At 68.0% G+C, this 18583-nt stretch carries 17 protein-coding genes; 7 read left to right on the top strand and 10 right to left on the bottom strand.

The window, feature by feature from the left end; genetic code table 11:
• Position 1: 1 nt before the first annotated feature.
• Together queC and ACV4UZ_RS15535 are read left to right on the top strand one after the other, a co-directional pair.
• Positions 2-685 (top strand): 7-cyano-7-deazaguanine synthase QueC, encoded by a 684-nt coding sequence (gene queC / locus ACV4UZ_RS15540; protein ID WP_491601698.1) that lies wholly within the window; start codon positions 2-4, stop codon positions 683-685.
• A complete protein-coding gene (locus tag ACV4UZ_RS15535) occupies positions 682-1416 on the top strand; it encodes a substrate-binding periplasmic protein (RefSeq protein ID WP_491601697.1) in 735 nt (244 codons plus the stop codon). The genes queC and ACV4UZ_RS15535 overlap by 4 nt, the downstream gene beginning before the upstream one ends.
• On the opposite strand, the gene asnB is transcribed toward ACV4UZ_RS15535, so the two are convergent.
• Positions 1406-3322, bottom strand: a complete 1917-nt coding sequence (asnB, locus tag ACV4UZ_RS15530) for an asparagine synthase (glutamine-hydrolyzing) (protein WP_491601696.1) — start codon at positions 3320-3322, stop codon at positions 1406-1408. The genes ACV4UZ_RS15535 and asnB overlap by 11 nt on opposite strands.
• 32 nt (positions 3323-3354) lie before the next feature.
• Complete coding sequence (locus tag ACV4UZ_RS15525; protein WP_491601695.1) at positions 3355-4974, bottom strand: class I SAM-dependent methyltransferase; 1620 nt, start codon at positions 4972-4974, stop codon at positions 3355-3357.
• A gap of 113 nt (positions 4975-5087) precedes the next feature.
• Here ACV4UZ_RS15525 and ACV4UZ_RS15520 point away from each other — a divergent pair, with 113 nt between their 5' ends.
• Together ACV4UZ_RS15520 and ACV4UZ_RS15515 are read left to right on the top strand one after the other, a co-directional pair.
• Complete coding sequence (locus tag ACV4UZ_RS15520) at positions 5088-5513, top strand: Rrf2 family transcriptional regulator (protein WP_491601694.1); 426 nt, start codon at positions 5088-5090, stop codon at positions 5511-5513.
• Between the two features lie 61 nt (positions 5514-5574).
• On the top strand, positions 5575-6138 hold the full coding sequence (locus tag ACV4UZ_RS15515; RefSeq protein WP_491601693.1) for a flavodoxin family protein: 564 nt from the start codon (positions 5575-5577) through the stop codon (positions 6136-6138).
• 9 nt (positions 6139-6147) lie between these two features.
• On the opposite strand, the gene ACV4UZ_RS15510 is transcribed toward ACV4UZ_RS15515, so the two are convergent.
• The 8 genes from ACV4UZ_RS15510 to ACV4UZ_RS15475 form a co-directional block, all read right to left on the bottom strand.
• Positions 6148-6717: a hypothetical protein gene (locus ACV4UZ_RS15510; RefSeq protein ID WP_491601692.1), complete on the bottom strand. Its 570-nt coding sequence runs from the start codon at positions 6715-6717 to the stop codon at positions 6148-6150.
• Positions 6717-6974, bottom strand: a complete 258-nt coding sequence (locus ACV4UZ_RS15505) for a hypothetical protein (RefSeq protein ID WP_491601691.1) — start codon at positions 6972-6974, stop codon at positions 6717-6719. Before ACV4UZ_RS15505 ends, ACV4UZ_RS15510 begins: the two co-directional genes overlap by 1 nt.
• A 336-nt stretch (positions 6975-7310) precedes the next feature.
• Positions 7311-8627, bottom strand: a complete 1317-nt coding sequence (locus tag ACV4UZ_RS15500; RefSeq protein WP_491601690.1) for a bifunctional folylpolyglutamate synthase/dihydrofolate synthase — start codon at positions 8625-8627, stop codon at positions 7311-7313.
• Between the two features lie 16 nt (positions 8628-8643).
• Positions 8644-10530 carry a sensor histidine kinase gene (locus ACV4UZ_RS15495; protein ID WP_491601689.1) on the bottom strand — a complete coding sequence of 629 codons (1887 nt, stop codon included), beginning with the start codon at positions 10528-10530 and terminating at the stop codon, positions 8644-8646.
• Between the two features lie 119 nt (positions 10531-10649).
• On the bottom strand, positions 10650-11576 hold the full coding sequence (accD, locus tag ACV4UZ_RS15490) for an acetyl-CoA carboxylase, carboxyltransferase subunit beta (protein WP_491601688.1): 927 nt from the start codon (positions 11574-11576) through the stop codon (positions 10650-10652).
• Positions 11577-11587: 11 nt separating this feature from the next.
• Positions 11588-12397, bottom strand: a complete 810-nt coding sequence (gene trpA / locus ACV4UZ_RS15485; protein WP_491601687.1) for a tryptophan synthase subunit alpha — start codon at positions 12395-12397, stop codon at positions 11588-11590.
• Positions 12397-13620, bottom strand: coding sequence for a tryptophan synthase subunit beta (trpB, locus tag ACV4UZ_RS15480; RefSeq protein WP_491601686.1), 1224 nt, complete (start codon positions 13618-13620; stop codon positions 12397-12399). Before trpB ends, trpA begins: the two co-directional genes overlap by 1 nt.
• A gap of 87 nt (positions 13621-13707) precedes the next feature.
• Positions 13708-15453, bottom strand: a complete 1746-nt coding sequence (locus ACV4UZ_RS15475; RefSeq protein WP_491601685.1) for a GGDEF domain-containing protein — start codon at positions 15451-15453, stop codon at positions 13708-13710.
• A 253-nt stretch (positions 15454-15706) separates the two neighbouring features.
• Here ACV4UZ_RS15475 and ACV4UZ_RS15470 point away from each other — a divergent pair, with 253 nt between their 5' ends.
• The 3 genes from ACV4UZ_RS15470 to ACV4UZ_RS15460 all read left to right on the top strand — a co-directional run bounded on the left by ACV4UZ_RS15470 (position 15707) and on the right by ACV4UZ_RS15460 (position 18582).
• Positions 15707-16231, top strand: a complete 525-nt coding sequence (locus ACV4UZ_RS15470) for a PAS domain-containing protein (protein ID WP_491601684.1) — start codon at positions 15707-15709, stop codon at positions 16229-16231.
• Entirely contained in the window at positions 16206-17504 is a 1299-nt protein-coding gene (locus tag ACV4UZ_RS15465; RefSeq protein ID WP_491601683.1) for a methyl-accepting chemotaxis protein, read from the top strand. The genes ACV4UZ_RS15470 and ACV4UZ_RS15465 overlap by 26 nt, the downstream gene beginning before the upstream one ends.
• Positions 17505-17589: 85 nt before the next feature.
• Entirely contained in the window at positions 17590-18582 is a 993-nt protein-coding gene (locus tag ACV4UZ_RS15460) for an NAD(P)H-dependent glycerol-3-phosphate dehydrogenase (protein ID WP_491601682.1), read from the top strand.
• Position 18583 lies beyond the last annotated feature (1 nt).

The raw sequence follows: 18583 nt of genomic DNA, 5'->3' as shown, positions 1-18583 counted from the left end.
CATGAAGCCGGCGGTCGTCCTGCTCTCCGGCGGCCTCGATTCCGCCACGGTGCTGGCCATCGCCAAGGCCGAGGGCTTCCAGCCTGCCGCGCTGACCTTCCGCTACGGCCAGCGCCACGCCGTGGAGATCGGCGCCGCCCGGCGGGTGGCGGCGGCCATGGGGGTGACGGACCACCGCATCGCCGACATCGATCTCAGGGTATTCGGCGGCTCGGCGCTGACATCCGACATCGCGGTGCCCAAGGGCGGCCTGGACGAGGCGATCCCCGCCGGCATTCCGGTCACCTACGTGCCGGCCCGCAACACCATCATGCTGTCCTTCGCGCTGGCCTTCGCCGAGGTGATCGGCGCCTCCGACATCTTTGTCGGCGTCAACGCCGTGGACTATTCCGGCTATCCCGATTGCCGCCCCGACTACATCCGGGCCTTCGAGGCCATGGCCAACCTCGCCACCAAGGCGGCGGTGGAAGGCACGCCGCTTCGGCTGCACACGCCGCTGATCGACCTCACCAAGGCCGACATCATCCGGCGCGGGCTGAATCTCGGCGTGGATTATTCCATCACCTCCACCTGCTACGACCCCGACCCGCAGGGCCGCGCCTGCGGCCATTGCGATTCCTGCCGGCTCCGCCTCAAGGGCTTCGCCGAGGCCGGGCTGGCCGATCCGGCGGAATACGCGCCGTGAGGCGGGCGGCGCTTTCCCTTCTCGTCCTGGCCGTCTGGCTGGCGACGGGGCGGGTTGTCGCCGCCGATTTTCACGTCATCTCGCAGATTCAGGGCGACCATCTCAGCGTGCGCGGATTCGAGGTGGTGCGCGAGGCCTATGGCCGCATCGGCCTGCGTGCGGTCGCCGACATCCGCCCCAACGAGCGGGCGATCATCTCGGCCGATACGGGCGACACCGACGGCGACACCATGCGCATGGCCGGGCTGGAAGCCCGCTATCCCAACCTGGTGCGGGTGCCCGAGCCGGTGCTGAGTTTCGACACCATCGCCTTCACCGCCGGGCTGAGCTTCACGGTGAATGGTTGGGAGAGCCTGCGGCCCTATACCATCTGCGTGGTGCGGGGCTTCAAGCTGGGCGAGGCGGGTACCGAGGGCATGAGCCGCGAGCTGGTCTCCACCAACGACGCGGCGTTGCGCATGCTCCACGCCGGCCATTGCCAGGTGGCCCTGCTGGGCGAGGCGGTGTGGTTGCTGATCGACGAGATGAGGCTGGGGCCGTTTCGGGCGCTGCGCCAGCCGGTGGCGGTCACCCCCCTCTATCACTACGTCAATTCCCGCCATGCCCATCTGGCTCCGGCGCTGGCCGAGACCCTGAAGGCCATGCGCCGGGACGGCACCATCGATGCCATCCTGGCCGCCGACCGCGCGACCGTCCAGGCGGCACGGGCGCGCAATTCGCTCAAGGACTGACGGTTTCCAGCCAGGCCTGGAACATCAGGGCGTGCCAGATCTCGTTCTGCCAGTTCTTGGCGCCCGAGCGGTGCTCCCGCCAGCAGCGGGCGACCAGGGGGGCGTCGAGGAAGCCCTGGCGGCGCAGCCTGTCCTCCGCCAGCAGATCGTCGGCCCACCCCCGCAATTCGCCGTTCAGCCAGCGGCGCAGCGGCACCTCGAAGCCCATCTTGGGGCGGTCCACCAGGGGGCGCGGCACATGGCGGTAAAGGACATTGCGCAGCACCGCCTTGCCCACGTCTCCCTCGATCTTCAGCGCGGAGGGCAGGCTCCAGGCGAATTGGGCGACGGGAAGGGCCAGGAAGGGAAGGCGCGCCTCCAGCGAGGCGCCCATGGTGGCGCGGTCGGTCTTGACGCACAGGTCGTCGGGAAGATAGCCCATGCAATCCAGCACCATGGTGGCCAGGGCATCGTCCCGCACGCCCGGCATGGGGGCGGTGAACAGGCTTTCCGCCCGGCCCGCGCCCGGGACCACGCCGGCCATGCCGCGCCAGCGGGAATAGTGCAGGCCCAGCAACTCGGCCAGTGATCCGGCTTCCAGCCGCTCGGCCTCGCGTCCCAGGCGATGGCCAGGATGGCTGCGGCGTTTGCGCAATCCACCGGCCAGGGCGGCCAGGCCTTCCGCCGGGCCGCTCAGGCCGCGGGCCAGTCCCGCGCCGAGGCTGCGCATTCCGCCAGGCAGGCTGTTCAGCCGTTGCCAGTCCCTCGGGATGGAGCGGTAGATGCCATAGCCGCCGAACAGCTCGTCGGCGCCGTCGCCCGACAGGGCCACCGTGACGCTTCGGCGGGTCACCTGGGCCAGCAGCGCGGTGGGAAGCGCGGCGGCGTCGGCGAAGGGCTCGTCGTAGAGGCGGGGCAGGCGCGCCACCTGGGCCAGCGCCTCGGCATCGCTGATTCTGACTTCGGTGTGGATGGTGCCCAGGTGGTCGGCGACGGCGCGGGCGTGGGGGCTTTCGTCCAGGCCCGACTGGTCGAAGCCGATGGTGAAGGAGTGAACCGGCCCGCCCGACAATTGCCGCATCAGGGCGGCGGTGATGGAGGAATCGATGCCGCCCGACAGGAAGACGCCCACCGGTACGTCGGCCTGCATGCGCAGGGCGACCGAGTCCCGCAGCAGTTCCTCCAGCCGGTCGGCGGCCTGTCCGGCGGTACCGGTGAAGCGCCCTTCCTGGCGGGCCGCGCATTGGGCGGCGGACCAGTAGGGCTTGGCCGAGAGTTCGCCGTCCTTCACCCGCATCACATGGCCGGGCGACAGCTTGAACACGCCGGGATGGATGGTGTGGGGCGCCGGAATCCAGCCCAGGCGCATGAACAGCGCCAGGGCGTCGCGGTCGATGCCGCCCCGCCAGCCGGGATGGGCGGCCAGCGCCTTCAGTTCGGAGCCGAACAGCAGGCCGCCGCCCGTCCGAGTCCAATAGAGCGGCTTCTCGCCGAAACGGTCGCGGGCCAGGGTGAGGGTGCGCTCCCGGCGGTCCCACAGGGCGAAAGCGAACATGCCGTCGAATTCGGCCAGCGCCGCCTCCACCCCCCAGGCGGAAACCGCCTCCAGCAATACCTCGGTGTCGGAATGGCCGCGCCAGGCGATGCCGTCGCCCAGCCGGGTCCGCAAGGCGGCGTGGTTGTAGATCTCGCCGTTGAAGCTGATCACCCAGCGCCCGTCGTGGGAGATCATGGGCTGGTGGCCCTGGGGCGAGAGGTCGAGGATGGCGAGGCGGCGGAAGCCCAGCGCCACGCCGGCTTCGTCATCCACCCAGGCGCCATCGTCGTCGGGACCGCGATGGACCAGGGTGGCGGCCATGGCGCGCACCACCCTTTCCCGGTCGGGGGTGGGCTGGGTCAGGTCGAGAAAGCCGGCGAAGCCGCACATGCGGTGTCAATCCAGGTGGAGCCGCCGGGACCTTATCCCTTGCGCAGCACCACCACAAGACCGGGCACGTCGTCGCCAGCCTCCTGGCGGGTGGAGGCGCGCTCCATGGAGGCCACGGCGAATCCGTTCTCGGCCGCGACCGTTTCGACGTAATCGGGGGCATGGGCGTAGCGGTTCTTGGCGCCCAGGACGTAGGAGGCGCAATCCTCGGCCCGCTCCACCGTGAAGGCGAAGATGCCGCCCGGCCGCAGGGCGCGCACCGTGGCGGCCATGATGTCGTTCAAATCGCCGAAATAGACCAGCACGTCGGCGGCCACCACCAGATCGTAGGCCTCGGGCCGGCGTTTGAGGCCGGCGACCAGCTCTCCCACCTCCAGGCCGTCATAGAGGCCGCGGGCGCGGGCCTTGTCCACCATGGCGCCCGACAGGTCGATGCCGTCCAGGCGGGCGGCCAGGGGGCGCAGCACCGGCGCGGCCAGCCCGGTGCCGCAGCCGGCGTCGAGCACGTCCAGGCCCTTTCGCCCGTCCAGGACCCTGTCCAGGGCCAGGGCCAGAAGGGCGGGGGCGCGATAGGCCAGCTTGTCCACCAGGGCGGAATCGAACTTCTCGGCGTAATCGTCGAACAGCTGGCGGACATAGGCGTCGGGAGCGCGGGCGGGGGCGTCGACGGCCCCGGCCTGGGCCAGGCCCAGGGCGGCGCCGTGGCGGTCCTCGGGGTCCAGGTCCAGGCAGCGGCGGAAATGCTGGGCGGCGCGATCCTTCTGGCCGAGCGCCAGGCGCTCCTCGGCCAGGCAGTACTGGGCATGCACCGAATCGGGGGCGGCGGTGACCGCCCGCTCGAAGGCGGCGGCGGCGGCCTCGGGCATGCCCATGGCGCGGCGGATCAGCCCCAGTTCCAGCCAGCCCGAGGCATCGCGGGAATTCAGCTTGGTGGCGCGCTCGGCATGGACGCGGGCGTCGTCCAGGCGGCCCTGGGCGCGCAGCGCGGCGGCAAGGTTGGCCCGGGTGCCGGCATGGTCGCGGCGCAAATCCGCGGCGCCCGACAGGACGGCCACGGCGCGCTCGTGCTGACCCAGCGCGCCCAGCACCAGTCCGTAATTGTTCAGGGCCACCGCCCAGTCGGGGCGAAGTTCCAGGGCGCGCTCCAGCATCCGGGCCGCCTCGGCGTGCTGGCCCTCCTGATGCAGCAGGGTGCCCAGGGTACACAGGGCCTCGGCGTGGCGCGGCGCCATCTCCACCGCCCGACGGGCGTGCGCCAGCGCCTCGGCCTTGTTGCGGCCCAATCGGCCCAGCAGATCGGCCAGCCGGGCGTTGGCCTCGGCGTGGTTGGGCTCCTGGGACAGGATGGCGCGGTAATGCAGGATGGCGCTGTTGAAATTGTCCTGGGCCTCCAGGGCGCGGCCCAGCGCCAGACGCGGCACCGTCTGGCCGGGGTCGGCGGCCACCGCCCGGGTCAGATGCTCGGCCGCCCGCTTGGCCTGCCCCTGGTTCAGGGCGACGAGGCCCAGCAGGTAATGGGCGCCGCCGAAATCCGGGCGGGCCTCGACGATGGCGCGCGCCAGCCGGCGGGCCTCGGCGGCGTTGCCGTCGTCCCAGGCCTGCATGGCGCGGCCGAAGGCCTCGCCGATATTCAACGGCTTATCGGGTTTCATGCTGATCAACTCCTCATTACAGAATAGGCCGTCAGCCCGGAGCGGAGCAACGCGGGAAAGCGGTGGCGGCTTTTCCTCTTGCGAATAGGAACGATATTTGTTACATATTTTCCATGGCCAGAAACTGCCGCTTCGCCGTCGCCGTCCACATCACGTCGCTGCTCGCCACCATGGAGGGGCAGGCCTGCACGTCGGAATGGATCGCTGGTTCGGTCAACACCAATCCGGTGGTGGTGCGCCGCCTGCTGTCCGCCCTGGCCAAGGCCGGGCTGGTCAGCTCGACGCGGGGCAGCACCGGCGGATCGGTCCTGGCCCGGCCCGCCGACCGCATCTCGCTGCTCGACATCCACCGGGCGGTGGACGAGGACGACGAGCCGGCGCTGCACAACCAGCCGCCCAACCCGGCCTGTCCGGTGGGGCGCAACATCCAGTCGGTGCTGCTGCGGGTGATCGAGCGCGCCGATGCCGCCCGCGACGCGGTGCTCTCCACCACCATGCTGTCCGAGGTAGTGGGGGCGCTGAAGGTGGAGGCGGGTTAGGGCGGTTTTTTTTAGGGTTAAACGTAACGGTAACAGATACCATTACAGCAAGGAGAGCATCATGACGTCCATTGCCATCGTGTTTCATTCCGGCTACGGCCACACCAAGGTGCTTGCCGAGGCGGTCGCCGAAGGGGCGGCCCGGGTTGCCGGGGCGAAGGTCCACCTGATCGCGGCCGAGGAGGCCGAGGCCAATGCCGCCCTGCTGGACGGCGCCGACGCCATCGTCTTCGGCTCGCCCACCTACATGGGCTCGGTGTCGGCCAAGTTCAAAGAGTTCATGGAGTGGAGCTCCAAGACCTGGTACGGCCGCGGCTGGGCCGACAAGGTGGCGGCGGGCTTCACCGTCTCGGCCAGCCAGAGCGGCGACAAGCTGAACGCGCTGATCCAGCTGTCCATCTTCGCCGCCCAGCACGGCATGGTCTGGGTGGGGCTGGACCTGCTGCCGGGCAACAACAATTCCAAGGGCAGCGTCGATGACCTGAACCGCCTGGGCAGCTTCCTCGGCGCCATGGCCCAGGCCAATGCCGACCAGGGGCCGGAAGGCGTGACCGAAGCCGACCGCAAGACCGCCGCCCACTTGGGCAAAAGGGTCGCCGAGGCGGCGGCGCGGTGGAAGAAGTAGTTCGGAGTCTCAGGGGATGAACTGCTGCACCGTCCGGGTCAGCCATGCCTTGAGCGTCATGGGGCCAGGACGGCGGCGGTAGTCTCTTCCCTTGTTCCGGTAATCGACGGCGGCAGTGTAGAAGAGGGACGCCCATTGATAGATGGTAAGAGCCCGCAGTCGCGGCTCCGCCTTGATGATGACGCTGTCTTGCGTCTTGAGATCGCGGGCCTTGATGTTGCGGAAGTATCGCAGAATGCACTTATCCCGCTTGCTGCAGCCCCGGGACTCCTTGCAATTGTCGCATCGGGGATCGCGTCGGCGGGGGGAAAGGGCTGCGGCACAATGGCCGGCAAAGTAATTGAGCCAGAAGAGATCGAAATGGGGGGACGAGTAAGGGCGCCGCAGCACGATCGATCCGGCCAGCGTCGCCCACCGCTCCGAATCGTTGCGTGGTGAGGCGGCTTGCATGTCTGTTGCGATGATCGGGACAAGCCTCTGATCGAGGGTGATGCCGAGATTGCGGCTAATGTCTCCGATTGAGTGCAGGGCGCGCCGAACTTCGCTCAGCTTGGCCGCCACCCATTTTCGATCGGGCATTATTTACTCTTATTCAGCCGGCCGTTTTCGATGGCGTTGGTCTTGTCAAAGAACTTGTGAAGCTCTTTCTTGTTATTCGGGAGACCTGCTTCCCCCTGGGCAAGGGAAAATGCATCGCCGAGGCCGATGGAGTAGGCTAGCTCCTTATCCAGGCCTGCGGAATTTTGGGCGTCACTATTTCTCTGCGCGGAATTTCTCCTGGCGCTGGCCTTGCCTTTTGTTGTCGGCTCGCCCTGAGGTAGCGCGATGCTGTTCATGAAGTGACATCCAAACTGTGGGCTGACTCTTGGTGCGGAACTGCAACCTAATATAGATCATTATCCATCGAATGACGCAAGCCTGGCAAGGCTATTATTGGCGCGGGGATTCTCACCAACGAATCCATGCAGCAAGCCTCTGGTATCCTGATACCGTGATGCACGGGCTTGGATTCACGTCAGGAATCGGATTTTTACCGGAATTGGGCCGGCAAGTCGCCGGCTCGGAGCATATTGAGAAATACGTGTTGTCCACAGTTCACCCAAATGTAATTTGGCGCCGGAACCAATAATGTTACTGCCGGCTATTGATTGACGGGCGTGTGGTGTGCCGCCTCACCCGTTCTCCGCCAGCACGGTTCCCGCCAGGTAGAGGCTGCCGCAGATCAGGATGCGGGCGGGGGCGGGGGCCGAGGCGGTCAGCTCGGCGATGGCCGCCGCCACCGATGGCGAGGGCCTGGCGTCCAGGCAGAAGTGCCGGGTGGCCGCCGCCGCTCCGTCCTCGGCCGAAAGGGCGGCCGCCTCGCCGGGGATGGAAACGGCGCGCAAGGAATGGAAGCGGGCCGCCAACGGGCCGAGATAGCCGTCCACGTCCTTGGTGGACAGGATGCCGAACACCGCCATCAGCGGCCTGTCGCGCCACGAGCGGGCGTGCTGGGCGATGGCCTCGGCGGCGTGGGGATTGTGGCCGCCGTCCAGCCACAGTTCCCACCCCCCATCCGCGCCCCCTGGCAGCATGTCCACCAGCGGCCCCTTGGTCAGGCGCTGCAGCCGGGCCGGCCACTCCACCGAGCGGATGCCGAGCCCCAGGGCGCCTTGGGGAAAATCGGGAAAGACCGGGACCGGCGCGGTGCGCGACAGCCGCTCGATGGCCGCCAGGGCCAGGGCGGCGTTGCGGTACTGGAAGGCTCCGGCCAAGGCGGGGGCGGGCAGGCTCCACTCCACCGACGGGCCGCGATAGATCAGGCCGCCGTCCGAGGCGGTGCGGGCGAAGAAGTGCTCGCCCTCCTTGATCAGCGGCACGCCCAGTTCGGTGGAACGGGCGTCCAGCACCTTGGCCGCCTTGCGTCCCTGCTTGGCCATGACGCAGGCCACGCCACGCTTCATGATGCCGGCCTTCTCGGCGGCGATGGCCTCGATGCGTCCGCCCAGGAAGCTTTCGTGGTCCATGGCGATGGGGGTGATGATGGTGAGCGCCGGGCGCTCGACCACATTGGTGGCGTCGAGCCGCCCGCCCAGCCCGGTCTCCAGGATGCACACCTCGGCGGGAGCGCGGGCGAAGGCCAGGAAGGCGGCCGCCGTGGTGATCTCGAAGAAGGTGACGGGGTTGCCGGCGTTGGCCGCCTCCACCTCTTCCAGCAGGGCCAGCAGCTCCGGGTCGGTGGGCAGGGTTCCGGCGATGCGGATGCGCTCGGCGAAGCGCACCAGGTGGGGCGAGGTGTAGACGTGGGCGCGCATGCCCGCCGCCTCGAACAGGGCGCGCAAGGTGGCGACGGTCGAGCCCTTGCCGTTGGTGCCCGCCACGTGGATCACCGGCGGCAGCCGGTCCTGGGGATTGCCCAGCGCGTCGAGCAGGCGAACCACGCGCTCCAGCGACAGGTCGATGACCTTGGGATGCAGCCGGGTCAGGCGGTCGAGGATGCTGTCGATCATTGCGGGCCGAAAAGTGTCAGGCGCGATCCGGCAGGGTGAAGGTGAAGGTGCTGCCCTCGCCGGGGACCGACACCAGGCTGATGTGGCCGCCGTGACGTTCCACGATCTTGCGGCAGATGGCAAGGCCAATCCCCGTTCCCTCGTAGCGGTTCAGGGGGTGCAGGCGCTGAAAGACCACGAAGATCTTCTCCCAGTATTCCCGATCGATGCCGATGCCGTTGTCGGTGACCGAGAATTCCCAGGACTCGTCGCGGCGACTGGCCGTGATCCTGATTTCCGGCACGCGCTCCGGATGGCGGAACTTCACGGCATTGCCCACCAGATGCTGGAACAAGGCCCGCAACTGGGCCGAATCGGCGTTGACGGTCGGCAGGGAGTCCCGGACCACCACCGCCTTGGCTTCGTCCAGCCGGGGCTTCAGGTTCTCCAGCGCCTCGGCCAGGATGGCTCCGGAATCCACCGCGGGAAAGACCGGGTCGCCCCGGTCGATCAGGGTGTAGTCCAGCAGGCCGCTCAACTGGGCGCGCATGCGGTGGGCCCCCTCGACGGCGTAGTTGATGTACTGGTCGGCATCCTCTCCCAGATTGCCGCCGTAGCGCATCTGCAGCAGTTGCAGGAAGCTGGCGATGGTCCGGGCCGGCTCCTGCAGGTCGTGGGCGGCCACGGCGGTGACCATTTCCAGGTCGTAATGGGCCCGGCGCAGCCTCTCCTCCGCCGATTTGCGGCCGGTGATGTCGCGGCTGATGCCGACCATGCCCAGCAGCGTCCCGTCATCGTCGTGGACCGGCACCTTGACGGTTTCCAGCATCACCCGCCGTCCGTCGGGATAGTCGATCCACTCCTCGTTGGTGGTGGGATGCCCGGCGGCCATGGCCTCGCGGTCCTTGGCGCGGTAGAAGGCGGCGACATCGGGGGGCGCGAACTCGTCGTCGGTCTTGCCGGCCATTTCGGATTCGGGGCGGCCGCAATAGGCGGCGAAAGCCCGGTTGTAGCCGAGATAGCGCGATTGCGGGTCCTTGAAGAAGATCAGGTCGGGCACCGAATCCATCAGGGTGCGCAGCAGGGCCCGCTCCTTGGCCAGGGCGTCGTAGGGGGCCTGGACGCCCGAGACGAACAGGGCGTCGTAGATGAGCGCGTAGGCGCAGGTCTTGCCCACGTGGCCCGCCAGATTGAACCAGTCGGCGGCATCGGCGTAGAGGGTGAGCAGCACGCCGGCGAGCCCCAGAATCCAGGCGGCGGCGGCCAGCTTCAGGTCGTTGCGGTCGCCGGAGCGGCGGAATTGCAGGCAGAGCAGGCTGGCCGCGGTCACATAGACGGCCGACAGGGTGTATTCGGCGCCGATCTTGAAATCGGTCAGGCCGCTGCCGGGAACGAAGGTCCGGGGGAACCATTCGGGATGAAGCAGGCCGGCCAGGGCCAGCGCCGAGCTCAGCAACCCGACGGCGCCGAGCCACAGCCGCCGCCTGCCGTCGCTCCAGTGCCGTTCGGCGCAGGTCACCGCCAGGATCAGGCCGACCGCCATGGCCAGCCGGCCCAGCAGCCAGAGGTTGATGCCTTTCTCGGTGCCGCTGGGGGAGAGGAAGTCGGCCATGCCCGGAAAGGACAGGGTGTGAGCCATGTCGAACAGGGCCGCCGACAGGGCTGCCAGCCCCAGGATCAGGTTGCGATGTCTCTTGTCGGCGCGGCGCACCGCCCAGCCCAGCGAGAAGACCATCAGCGAGACGGCGATACTCAGCAGTTCCAGGATGGCGTGGACCGGCAGGTAATCCCTGGAATCGGCGAACAGCGGTTCCGGCGGGAAGATCCGTACCACCAGGCCGCACAGCAGCGCGGCCGCCAGCAGCAGCAGCGGGGCCAGTGCCAGCGATGAAAGCGTCTCGAACCTCGAGATCGGATTCCGCACGTCCGTTTCCCTATGCTCAAAAAATAATACCGAGGCCAGGGGCCCCGGTATTACCATTTTCGTAACATAGGGAATCGGGAACGGAATTTCCAGTCCCGAAGCGTTGCGTTCTTTCCCGATCAGTCCTGCTCGACGCTGTCGGGGGTGTCGATGGGCAGCGCCACCAGGTCACCGGCCGCGCCGCGATTGCGCAGCAGCGACAGGACGCGGATCAGGGTGGCGCGCAGGTCGCGGCGCGGCACCACCATGTCCACCATGCCGTGCTCCAGCAGGTATTCCGCCTTCTGGAAGCCTTCGGGCAGCTTCTCGCGGATGGTGCTTTCGATGACGCGGGCGCCGGCGAAGCCGATCACCGCGCCGGGCTCGGCGATGGCGATGTCGCCCAGCATGGCGAAGCTGGCCGACACGCCGCCGGTGGTGGGATCGGTCAGCAGCACGATGTAGGGCAGCCGCTTCTCCTTGACCTTGTCCACCGCCACGGTGGTCCGGGCCATCTGCATCAGCGACAGGATGCCTTCCTGCATGCGGGCGCCGCCCGAGGCCGGAATGACGATCAGCGGTGCGTCCTGCAGCACGGCCAGTTCCGCCGCCGCCACGATGCCCTCGCCCACGGCGATGCCCATGGAGCCGCCCTGGAAGTCGAAATTGAAGCAGGCCGCCACCACGTTCATGCCGCCCATGCGGCCATGGGCCACCACGATGGCGTCGGTCTCGCCGGTCTTGGAACGGGTGTCCTTGAGGCGGTCGGTATAGCGCTTCTGGTCCTTGAACTTCAGCGGATCGTCGGGAACCTTGGGCAGCTCGATGCGCTGGAACTGGCCGTCATCGAACAGCATGCCGAGGCGCTTCTTGACCGACAGGCGCAGGTGGTGGCCGCAATGCTGGCAGACGTGCAGCGCCTTCTCCAGGTCGCGGTGGAAGATCATGTGGCCGCAGCCCGGGCACTTGAGCCACAGGTTGTCCGGCACCTCCTTGGGCGCCACCAGTCCGACCAGGCGCTCCTTGAGCGAACGGCGGGTCTCGTTGAGGTTGGTCAGCCAATTCATGAAAAGTGCTCCTACTTGCGCGCGGCCCGCACGCCCAGGGCCAGGTCCTTGACCAGGGCCAGGGGGGCGGAGACGGCGGAAGGCTTGCCGATATTGTCGGCCAGAACCGAAACGATGGCCGAGCCCACCACGGCGCCGTCGGCGATGCGGGCCACCTCGGCCGCCTGGGCCGGGGCCTTGATGCCGAAGCCGACGCAGACCGGAAGGTCGGTGTGGCGGCGGATGCGGGAAACCGCCTCGTCGATGGCCGACTGGGCCGCCGACGCGGTGCCGGTGATGCCGGCGATGGACACGTAGTAGACGAAGCCCGACGCGTTGGCCAGCACCACCGGCAGACGCTTGTCGTCGCTGGTCGGCGTGGTCAGCACGATGAAGTCGATGCGGTTGGCCTTGAGGTGGGGGACCAGTTCGTCGGCCTCCTCGGGCGGCAGGTCGACGATGATCAGCCCGTCCACCCCGGCGGCGGCGGCGTCCCTGGCGAACTTTTCCGGTCCCCAGGCGTAGACGGGGTTGTAGTAGCCCATCAGGATGATCGGCGTTTCCGCGTCGGTCGTGCGGAAGGCCGCCACCATTTCCAGGGTCTGCCTCAGCGAGCCGCCGGCCTTCAGCGCCCGGCCGGCCGCCAGCTCGATCACCGGACCATCGGCCATGGGATCGGTGAAGGGCATGCCCAGCTCGATGATGTCGGCGCCGGCCTGGGGCATGCCGTCGAGCAGGGTCTGGCTGGTGGCGCGGTCGGGATCGCCGGCGGTGATGAAGGTCACCAGGGCGGCGCGGTTCTCGGCCTTGAGCCGTTCGAAACGCTTGGCAATGCGCGACATCAGACCAATCCCCCCAGATGCACGTCGCCGAGCGCCTTGGCGATGGTGTTGACGTCCTTGTCGCCGCGTCCCGACAGGTTGACCACCATCAGGTGATCCGTGGGCAGGGTGGGGGCCAGCTTGGAGGCATGGGCGATGGCGTGGCTGGATTCCAGCGCCGGGATGATGCCCTCCAGGCGGGTGCATTGCTGGAAGGCGGCCACCGCCTCGTCGTCGGTGACCGAGACGTATTCGACGCGGCCCGTCTCGTGCAGCCAGGAATGCTCGGGCCCGATGCCGGGATAGTCCAGGCCGGCCGAGATGGAATGGGCCTCGGCGATCTGGCCGTCCGCGTCCTGAAGCAGGTAGGTGCGGTTGCCGTGCAGCACGCCGGGCTTGCCGCCGGTGAGGCTGGCGGCGTGCAGCTTGTCCAGGCCGTGGCCGGCCGCCTCGACGCCGATGATGCGCACGGATTTGTCGTCGAGGAAGGGATGGAACAGCCCCATGGCGTTGGAGCCGCCGCCGATGCAGGCCACCAGGGAATCGGGCAGGCGCCCCTCGGCGGCCATGATCTGGGCGCGGACTTCCTCGCCGATCACCGACTGGAAGTCGCGGACCATGGCGGGGTAGGGATGCGGCCCGGCCACCGTGCCGATCAGGTAATAGGTGTCGGCGACGTTGGAGACCCAGTCCCTCAGCGCGTCGTTCATGGCGTCCTTCAAGGTCGCCGCGCCGGCGGTGACCGGCTTGACCTCGGCGCCCAGCAGCTTCATGCGGTAGACGTTGGGCATCTGCCGCTCGATGTCGGTGGCGCCCATGTAGATGACGCATTGCATGCCGAACAGGGCGCAGACGGTGGCGGTGGCCACGCCGTGCTGGCCGGCTCCGGTCTCGGCGATGATGCGCTGCTTGCCCATGCGCCGGGCCAGCAGGATCTGGCCGATGCAGTTGTTGATCTTGTGGGCGCCGGTGTGGTTGAGGTCTTCCCGCTTCAGGAACACCTTGGCGCCGCCGAAGGCCTCGGTCAGGCGGCGGGCGAAGTACAGCGGGTTGGGGCGGCCGACATACTGGGCCAGCAGCGAGCGGAACTCGGCCTGGAAGGCGGGATCGGCCTTGGCCGCCGCGTAGGCCTTCTCCACCTCGAGAATGAGGGGCATCAGCGTCTCGGCCACGTAGCGGCCGCCGAAAATGCCGAAATGGCCGCGTTCGTCGGGACCAGCGCGATAGGTGTTCAGGCTTTGCATCTTCTGTTCGGGACCTTGGGCGGCGGAAAGGCGCCAATAAAGCAGAAAGCGCCGCCCCTGAGGAGAGATTTTGTAAAGGGGCGGGGCTTAGGCCGGGCAGGGATGCACGATGACCAGATGGCCGGCGGCCTGCTTGGCGGCCTTCTTGTGATCGGCCAGCAGGCGGGAAATGTCGTCGGACGAGCAGGTTCCGCAGCCCGGCGTCAGGTGGACGGCGACGCAGCTCACCGTCATCAGGGGAAAGCGCACTGTGTTGCCCAGGCGGTCCTGGCCGATGATGTGCCCCCTTCCCCTCGTCTCGTCGTCGTAGAAGCTTTCCACGTCATGGGCGAAATCGGCGATCAGCCGACGGCAGATGTCGGCGGCGTCCGCCACCGCCTCCCCCTGGAAGCCGGCGAAGAAGTCGTCGCCGCCGATATGGCCGGCGAAGCCGCCCGCCGCATTCATGGCCTTGGTCAGCAGTTCCCCGAACAGCAGGATGGCGCGGTCGCCCAGTCGGAAGCCGTACTTGTCGTTGAACGGCTTGAAGTTGTCGAAGTCGAAATAGGCCAGCAGGCAGGCCTCGGCGCGGTTCTCCAGGGCCTCGCACACCCAGGACAGGATGCGGGCGTTGCCGGGCAGCCGGGTCAGCGGATTCTGGTCGCGCGCCGTGGCCAGGTTCTTCTCGTTGATGACGCGCAGCAGTGAATCCGCCGACAGGAAGCCCACATAGCGCATGTCCTCGACGATCAGGATTCCTTCCGTGCGTTCCACCGCGGAATAGGCCTCCAGGATCTGCTCGGCCCTGGCGGCGATGTCGGCCACCGGGCAGCGCACGGTGAAGTCCTTGAGCGAGCGGCCGTAACTCTTGTTGGCGATCAGTTCCTTGCCGAAGGGGGAGTAGGTGTAGTCCTTCAGTTCCTGGTCGCGCACGATGCCCACCGGCACGCCCGAGCCGTCCACCACCGGAAAGAAGGTGGCCGACTTGTCGGCGCGGAAGCGTTCGAAGACCTTCTCCATGGAGGTGTGGAGGCCCAGAGGCTCGGGCCGGGCGATCTGGTCGGCGATGATGCGCTGGTCCGACGCTCCGGCCCGGCGGTCCAGGCGGGCCAGGCGTTCGATCTCGGGATAGTGGGCCAGCAAGCCGTTCCACTGGGTGGTCGGCCTTTGCACCAGCCAGCCCTGGACCATGTCGCAGCCGATCTCCTTGCAGACGCGGAATTCCCGCTCGGTCTCGACCCCCTCGGCCACCACCACGGCGCCCAGCAGGTGGGCGATGGTGACGATGTGGGCCAGGAACACCTTCTTCTTGGAATCGGTGGCGATGTCGGCCACGAAGAAGCGGTCGATCTTCAGGTAGTCGGGCTCGGAATAGTAAAGCAGCTGCAGCCCCGAGAAGCCGGTGCCGAAATCATCGATGGCCAGCCGGAAGCCCTGGCGCTTGAAATGGCGGAAGGTGGCGACGGCATCCAGGCCGTCTTCCAGCGGGTGGCGCTCGGAAATCTCGAACACCACCGCCGAATCGGGAATGCCGTGCCGGTCCAGGATGGCCCGGGTGCGGCGCGCCGAATCGCCCTCGATGCCCAGGACCCGGTTGTCGATGTTGAGGAACAGCTTGGCCCGGGGATGGTGGGGCAGGCTGGCGAAGGCGGCCACCGCCTTGTCGCGCAGCGCCAGTTCCACCTCGGCCAGGCAGCCGGTGGCGTGGGCATGGTCGAAGAAGGCCTGGATCGATTCGAAGCCGGCCGCCTCGGTGCCCCGCAACAGGGCCTCGTAGCCGTGGCAGTCTCCGGAATGAATCCCGACCACCGGCTGAAGCGCCATGGTCAGGCCGTCCAAGATGTGTGGGTCCATGATTTGACGGGTCATCCCGATCGCTCCGGCCGGCCATCCCGGTGCGGATTCATCCGCCGAAGGCGGGGCCTGGGTCAATGCGGGGATGAAATGCCGCGGCGAAATTCACGGCCCTGTCATAACCGCGCCGCTTAAATGGATTTAAACGAACGACATACGAAATTACACGGAGTATGTTGAAATGTTCTTATCCTATTGATATCAATTTTCAGCACGATCCGGATTGGCTACGTCAAAAGGGTGGGGGAGTGGAATGGCAGGCAAGGGTATTCAACCCTCGGGGCGGGAGCGGACCTTCGCGGAGGACGAGATCATCGTCAGCAAGACCGACACCAAGGGGCGTCTCACCTATGTGAACGACGTCTTCCTGTCGGTGTCGGGCTTCACCGAGGCCGAGCTGATCGGCCAGCCGCACAGCCTGATCCGCCACCCCGAGATGCCGCGTTGCGTGTTCAAGCTGCTGTGGGACACCATCGCGTCCGGCAAGGAGCTGTTCGCCTATGTGGTCAATCTGGCCAAGACCGGCGAGCACTACTGGGTGCTGGCCCATGTCACCCCGGATTTCGGCCCCGATGGGCAGATCGTCGGCTACCACTCCAACCGCCGGGTGCCGCGCCGCGACGCGCTGGCCAAGGTTCAGCCCCTGTACCAGACCCTGCTGAAGATCGAGGAGGCCGCCGCCGACCGCAAGCAGGGCATGGAGGCGGCGTTCGCCGCCCTGGGTGATCAGTTGAAGCGCGAAGGAAAGCCCTATGCAGAATTTGTCCTCGGTCTCTAAGGCCATCCGGGCGGCCTGGGCTGCCGTTGGCATCGCCGCCGCCCTCGCCATTCTCGCCCTGATCCTGCAGAACTGGCTGGCCGCCGGCGTGGCCGCCATCCTGGCGGTCGCCGCCTGGCTGCCCGTCAAGTTCCTGGGCCGCACCAACGCCAGCGTCGAGAAGGCGGTGAAGGTCTGTCAGGCCGCCGCCAACGGCAATCTCGGCGTGCGCATCATGGATATCCGGGGCAGCGGCAATCTGGCCATCATGCTGCGCTCCATCAATCGCCTGCTGGACCTGACCGAGGCCTATTGCCGCGAATCCCAGGCGGCCATGGAGCACGCCAACCAGCGCCAGTACTTCCGCAAGATCATCCAGACCGGCCTGCGGGGCGATTTCGCGCGCTATGCCGGCATCATCAACGACTCGCTGGACCTGATGAAGAGCCGCGACGCCGAGGCGCTGGACTTCGCCGAGCGGAAGGTGCGCGTCCTGGTGCAGGAGGTGTCGTCGGCCTCGACCCAGCTGCGGCAAAGCTCGGACCGCCTGATGAACAACGCCACCCAGACGGTGAGCCAGGCCATGACCTCGGCCGCCGCCGCCGAGGAAGCCTCGGTCAACGTCCAGTCGGTGGCCGGCGCCGCCGAGGAACTGGCCGCGTCGTTCGGCGAGATCAACATGCAGACCACCCGGGCGACCGCCATCTCGTCCGAGGCCATGATGACCGCCCAGCGTACCGACGAGACCGTCCGCGATCTCGGCAACGCCGCCGCCCAGATCGGCAGCGTGCTGTCGCTCATTCAGGACATCGCGTCCCAGACCAACCTTCTGGCGCTGAACGCCACCATCGAGGCGGCCCGGGCCGGCGAGGCGGGCAAGGGCTTCGCCGTGGTCGCCAACGAGGTCAAGACGCTGGCCAACCAGACGGCGCGGGCCACGGAAGAGATTTCCACCCATGTCAGCCAGATCCAGCAGGCCTCGGAAGGAGCCGCCGCCGCCATCCGCGAGATCGCCCAGATCGTCGGCACCATCCAGGAGACCTCCACCGCCGTGGCCGGTGCCGTCGAGGAGCAGAACGCGGTGACCATGGAGATCTCGCGCAACGTCCAGGAAGCCGCCACCGGCACCGCCTCGGTGTCGGAAGCGGTGGCCTACGTGAAGGACACCGCCGAGACCACCGACCAGGAGGCCAAGGACATCTCGGCCGCCGCCGCCAGCCTGGCCCGGCGCGCCGACGACCTGGAAGCCCAGATCAACGGCTTCATCGCCAAGATCAGGGGCGAGGCGGCCTGACGTCGGCGGGGAGGGCTATCGGCCCTCCCGCTTGCCCCCGCACGCCTGACGCGGTAAACCGGGTGACGGCAATCGCGGGGTCTACATGAACAGAATCGGTGTGATCGGCGGAGGGGCCTGGGGGACGGCGTTGGCGCTGACCGCCCGGCGGGCGGGGCGCGACGTTGTGCTGTGGGCCCGCGAGCCCGAGGTGGTCGAGGCCATCAACTCCCGCCACGCCAATCCCGACTTCCTGCCGGGCGTCGATCTCGACCCCGGCTTGCGCGCCACCGGCGATCTGGCCGAGGCGGCGGATTGCGACGCGGTGCTGCTGGTTTCGCCCGCCCAGCACCTGCGCGCCGCGGCCCGCGCCCTGGCGCCCCATTGGCGCGCCGGCGTGCCCGCCGTCATCTGCGCCAAGGGCATCGAACTCGCCACCTGCGCCCTGATGCAGGATGCCGTCGCCGCCGAGCTGCCCAATGCTCCCATCGCCGTGCTGTCGGGCCCCACCTTCGCCATCGAGGTGGCCAGGGGCCTGCCCACCGCCATCACGCTGGCCTGCGCCGACCCGGAACTGGGCCGCAAGCTGGTGGAGGCGCTGGGAACCGCCACCTTCCGTCCCTACCTGTCCGATGATCTGGTGGGCGCCCAGATCGGCGGCGCGGTGAAGAACGTGCTGGCCATCGCCTGCGGCATCGTCGAGGGGCGCGGCCTGGGCGACAATGCCCGCGCCGCCCTGATCACCCGCGGGCTGGCCGAACTGACCCGCCTCGCCATGGCCAAGGGCGGGCGTCCCGAGACCCTGATGGGCCTGTCGGGACTGGGCGACCTGATTCTTACCGCCTCCTCCACCCAGTCGCGCAACTACTCGCTGGGCTTCGCGCTGGGCGAGGGCCGCGCCCTGGCCGACATCCTGGGCGAGCGCCATTCGGTGACCGAGGGCGTCTACAGCGCCGGGGCCGTGGTGGACATGGCCGGGCGCATGGGCGTCGAGATGCCCATCTCGGCGGCGGTGGACGCGGTCATCAACAAGGGGCAAAGTCTGGACGAGGCCATCCGCGCCCTGCTGTCGCGCCCGTTCCGCAACGAAGGATTATAGC

Source organism: Paramagnetospirillum sp. (assembly GCF_058402745.1).
Note: the sequence above shows the minus strand (reverse complement) of the source record. Positions and strands in the feature narration are given on the sequence as shown.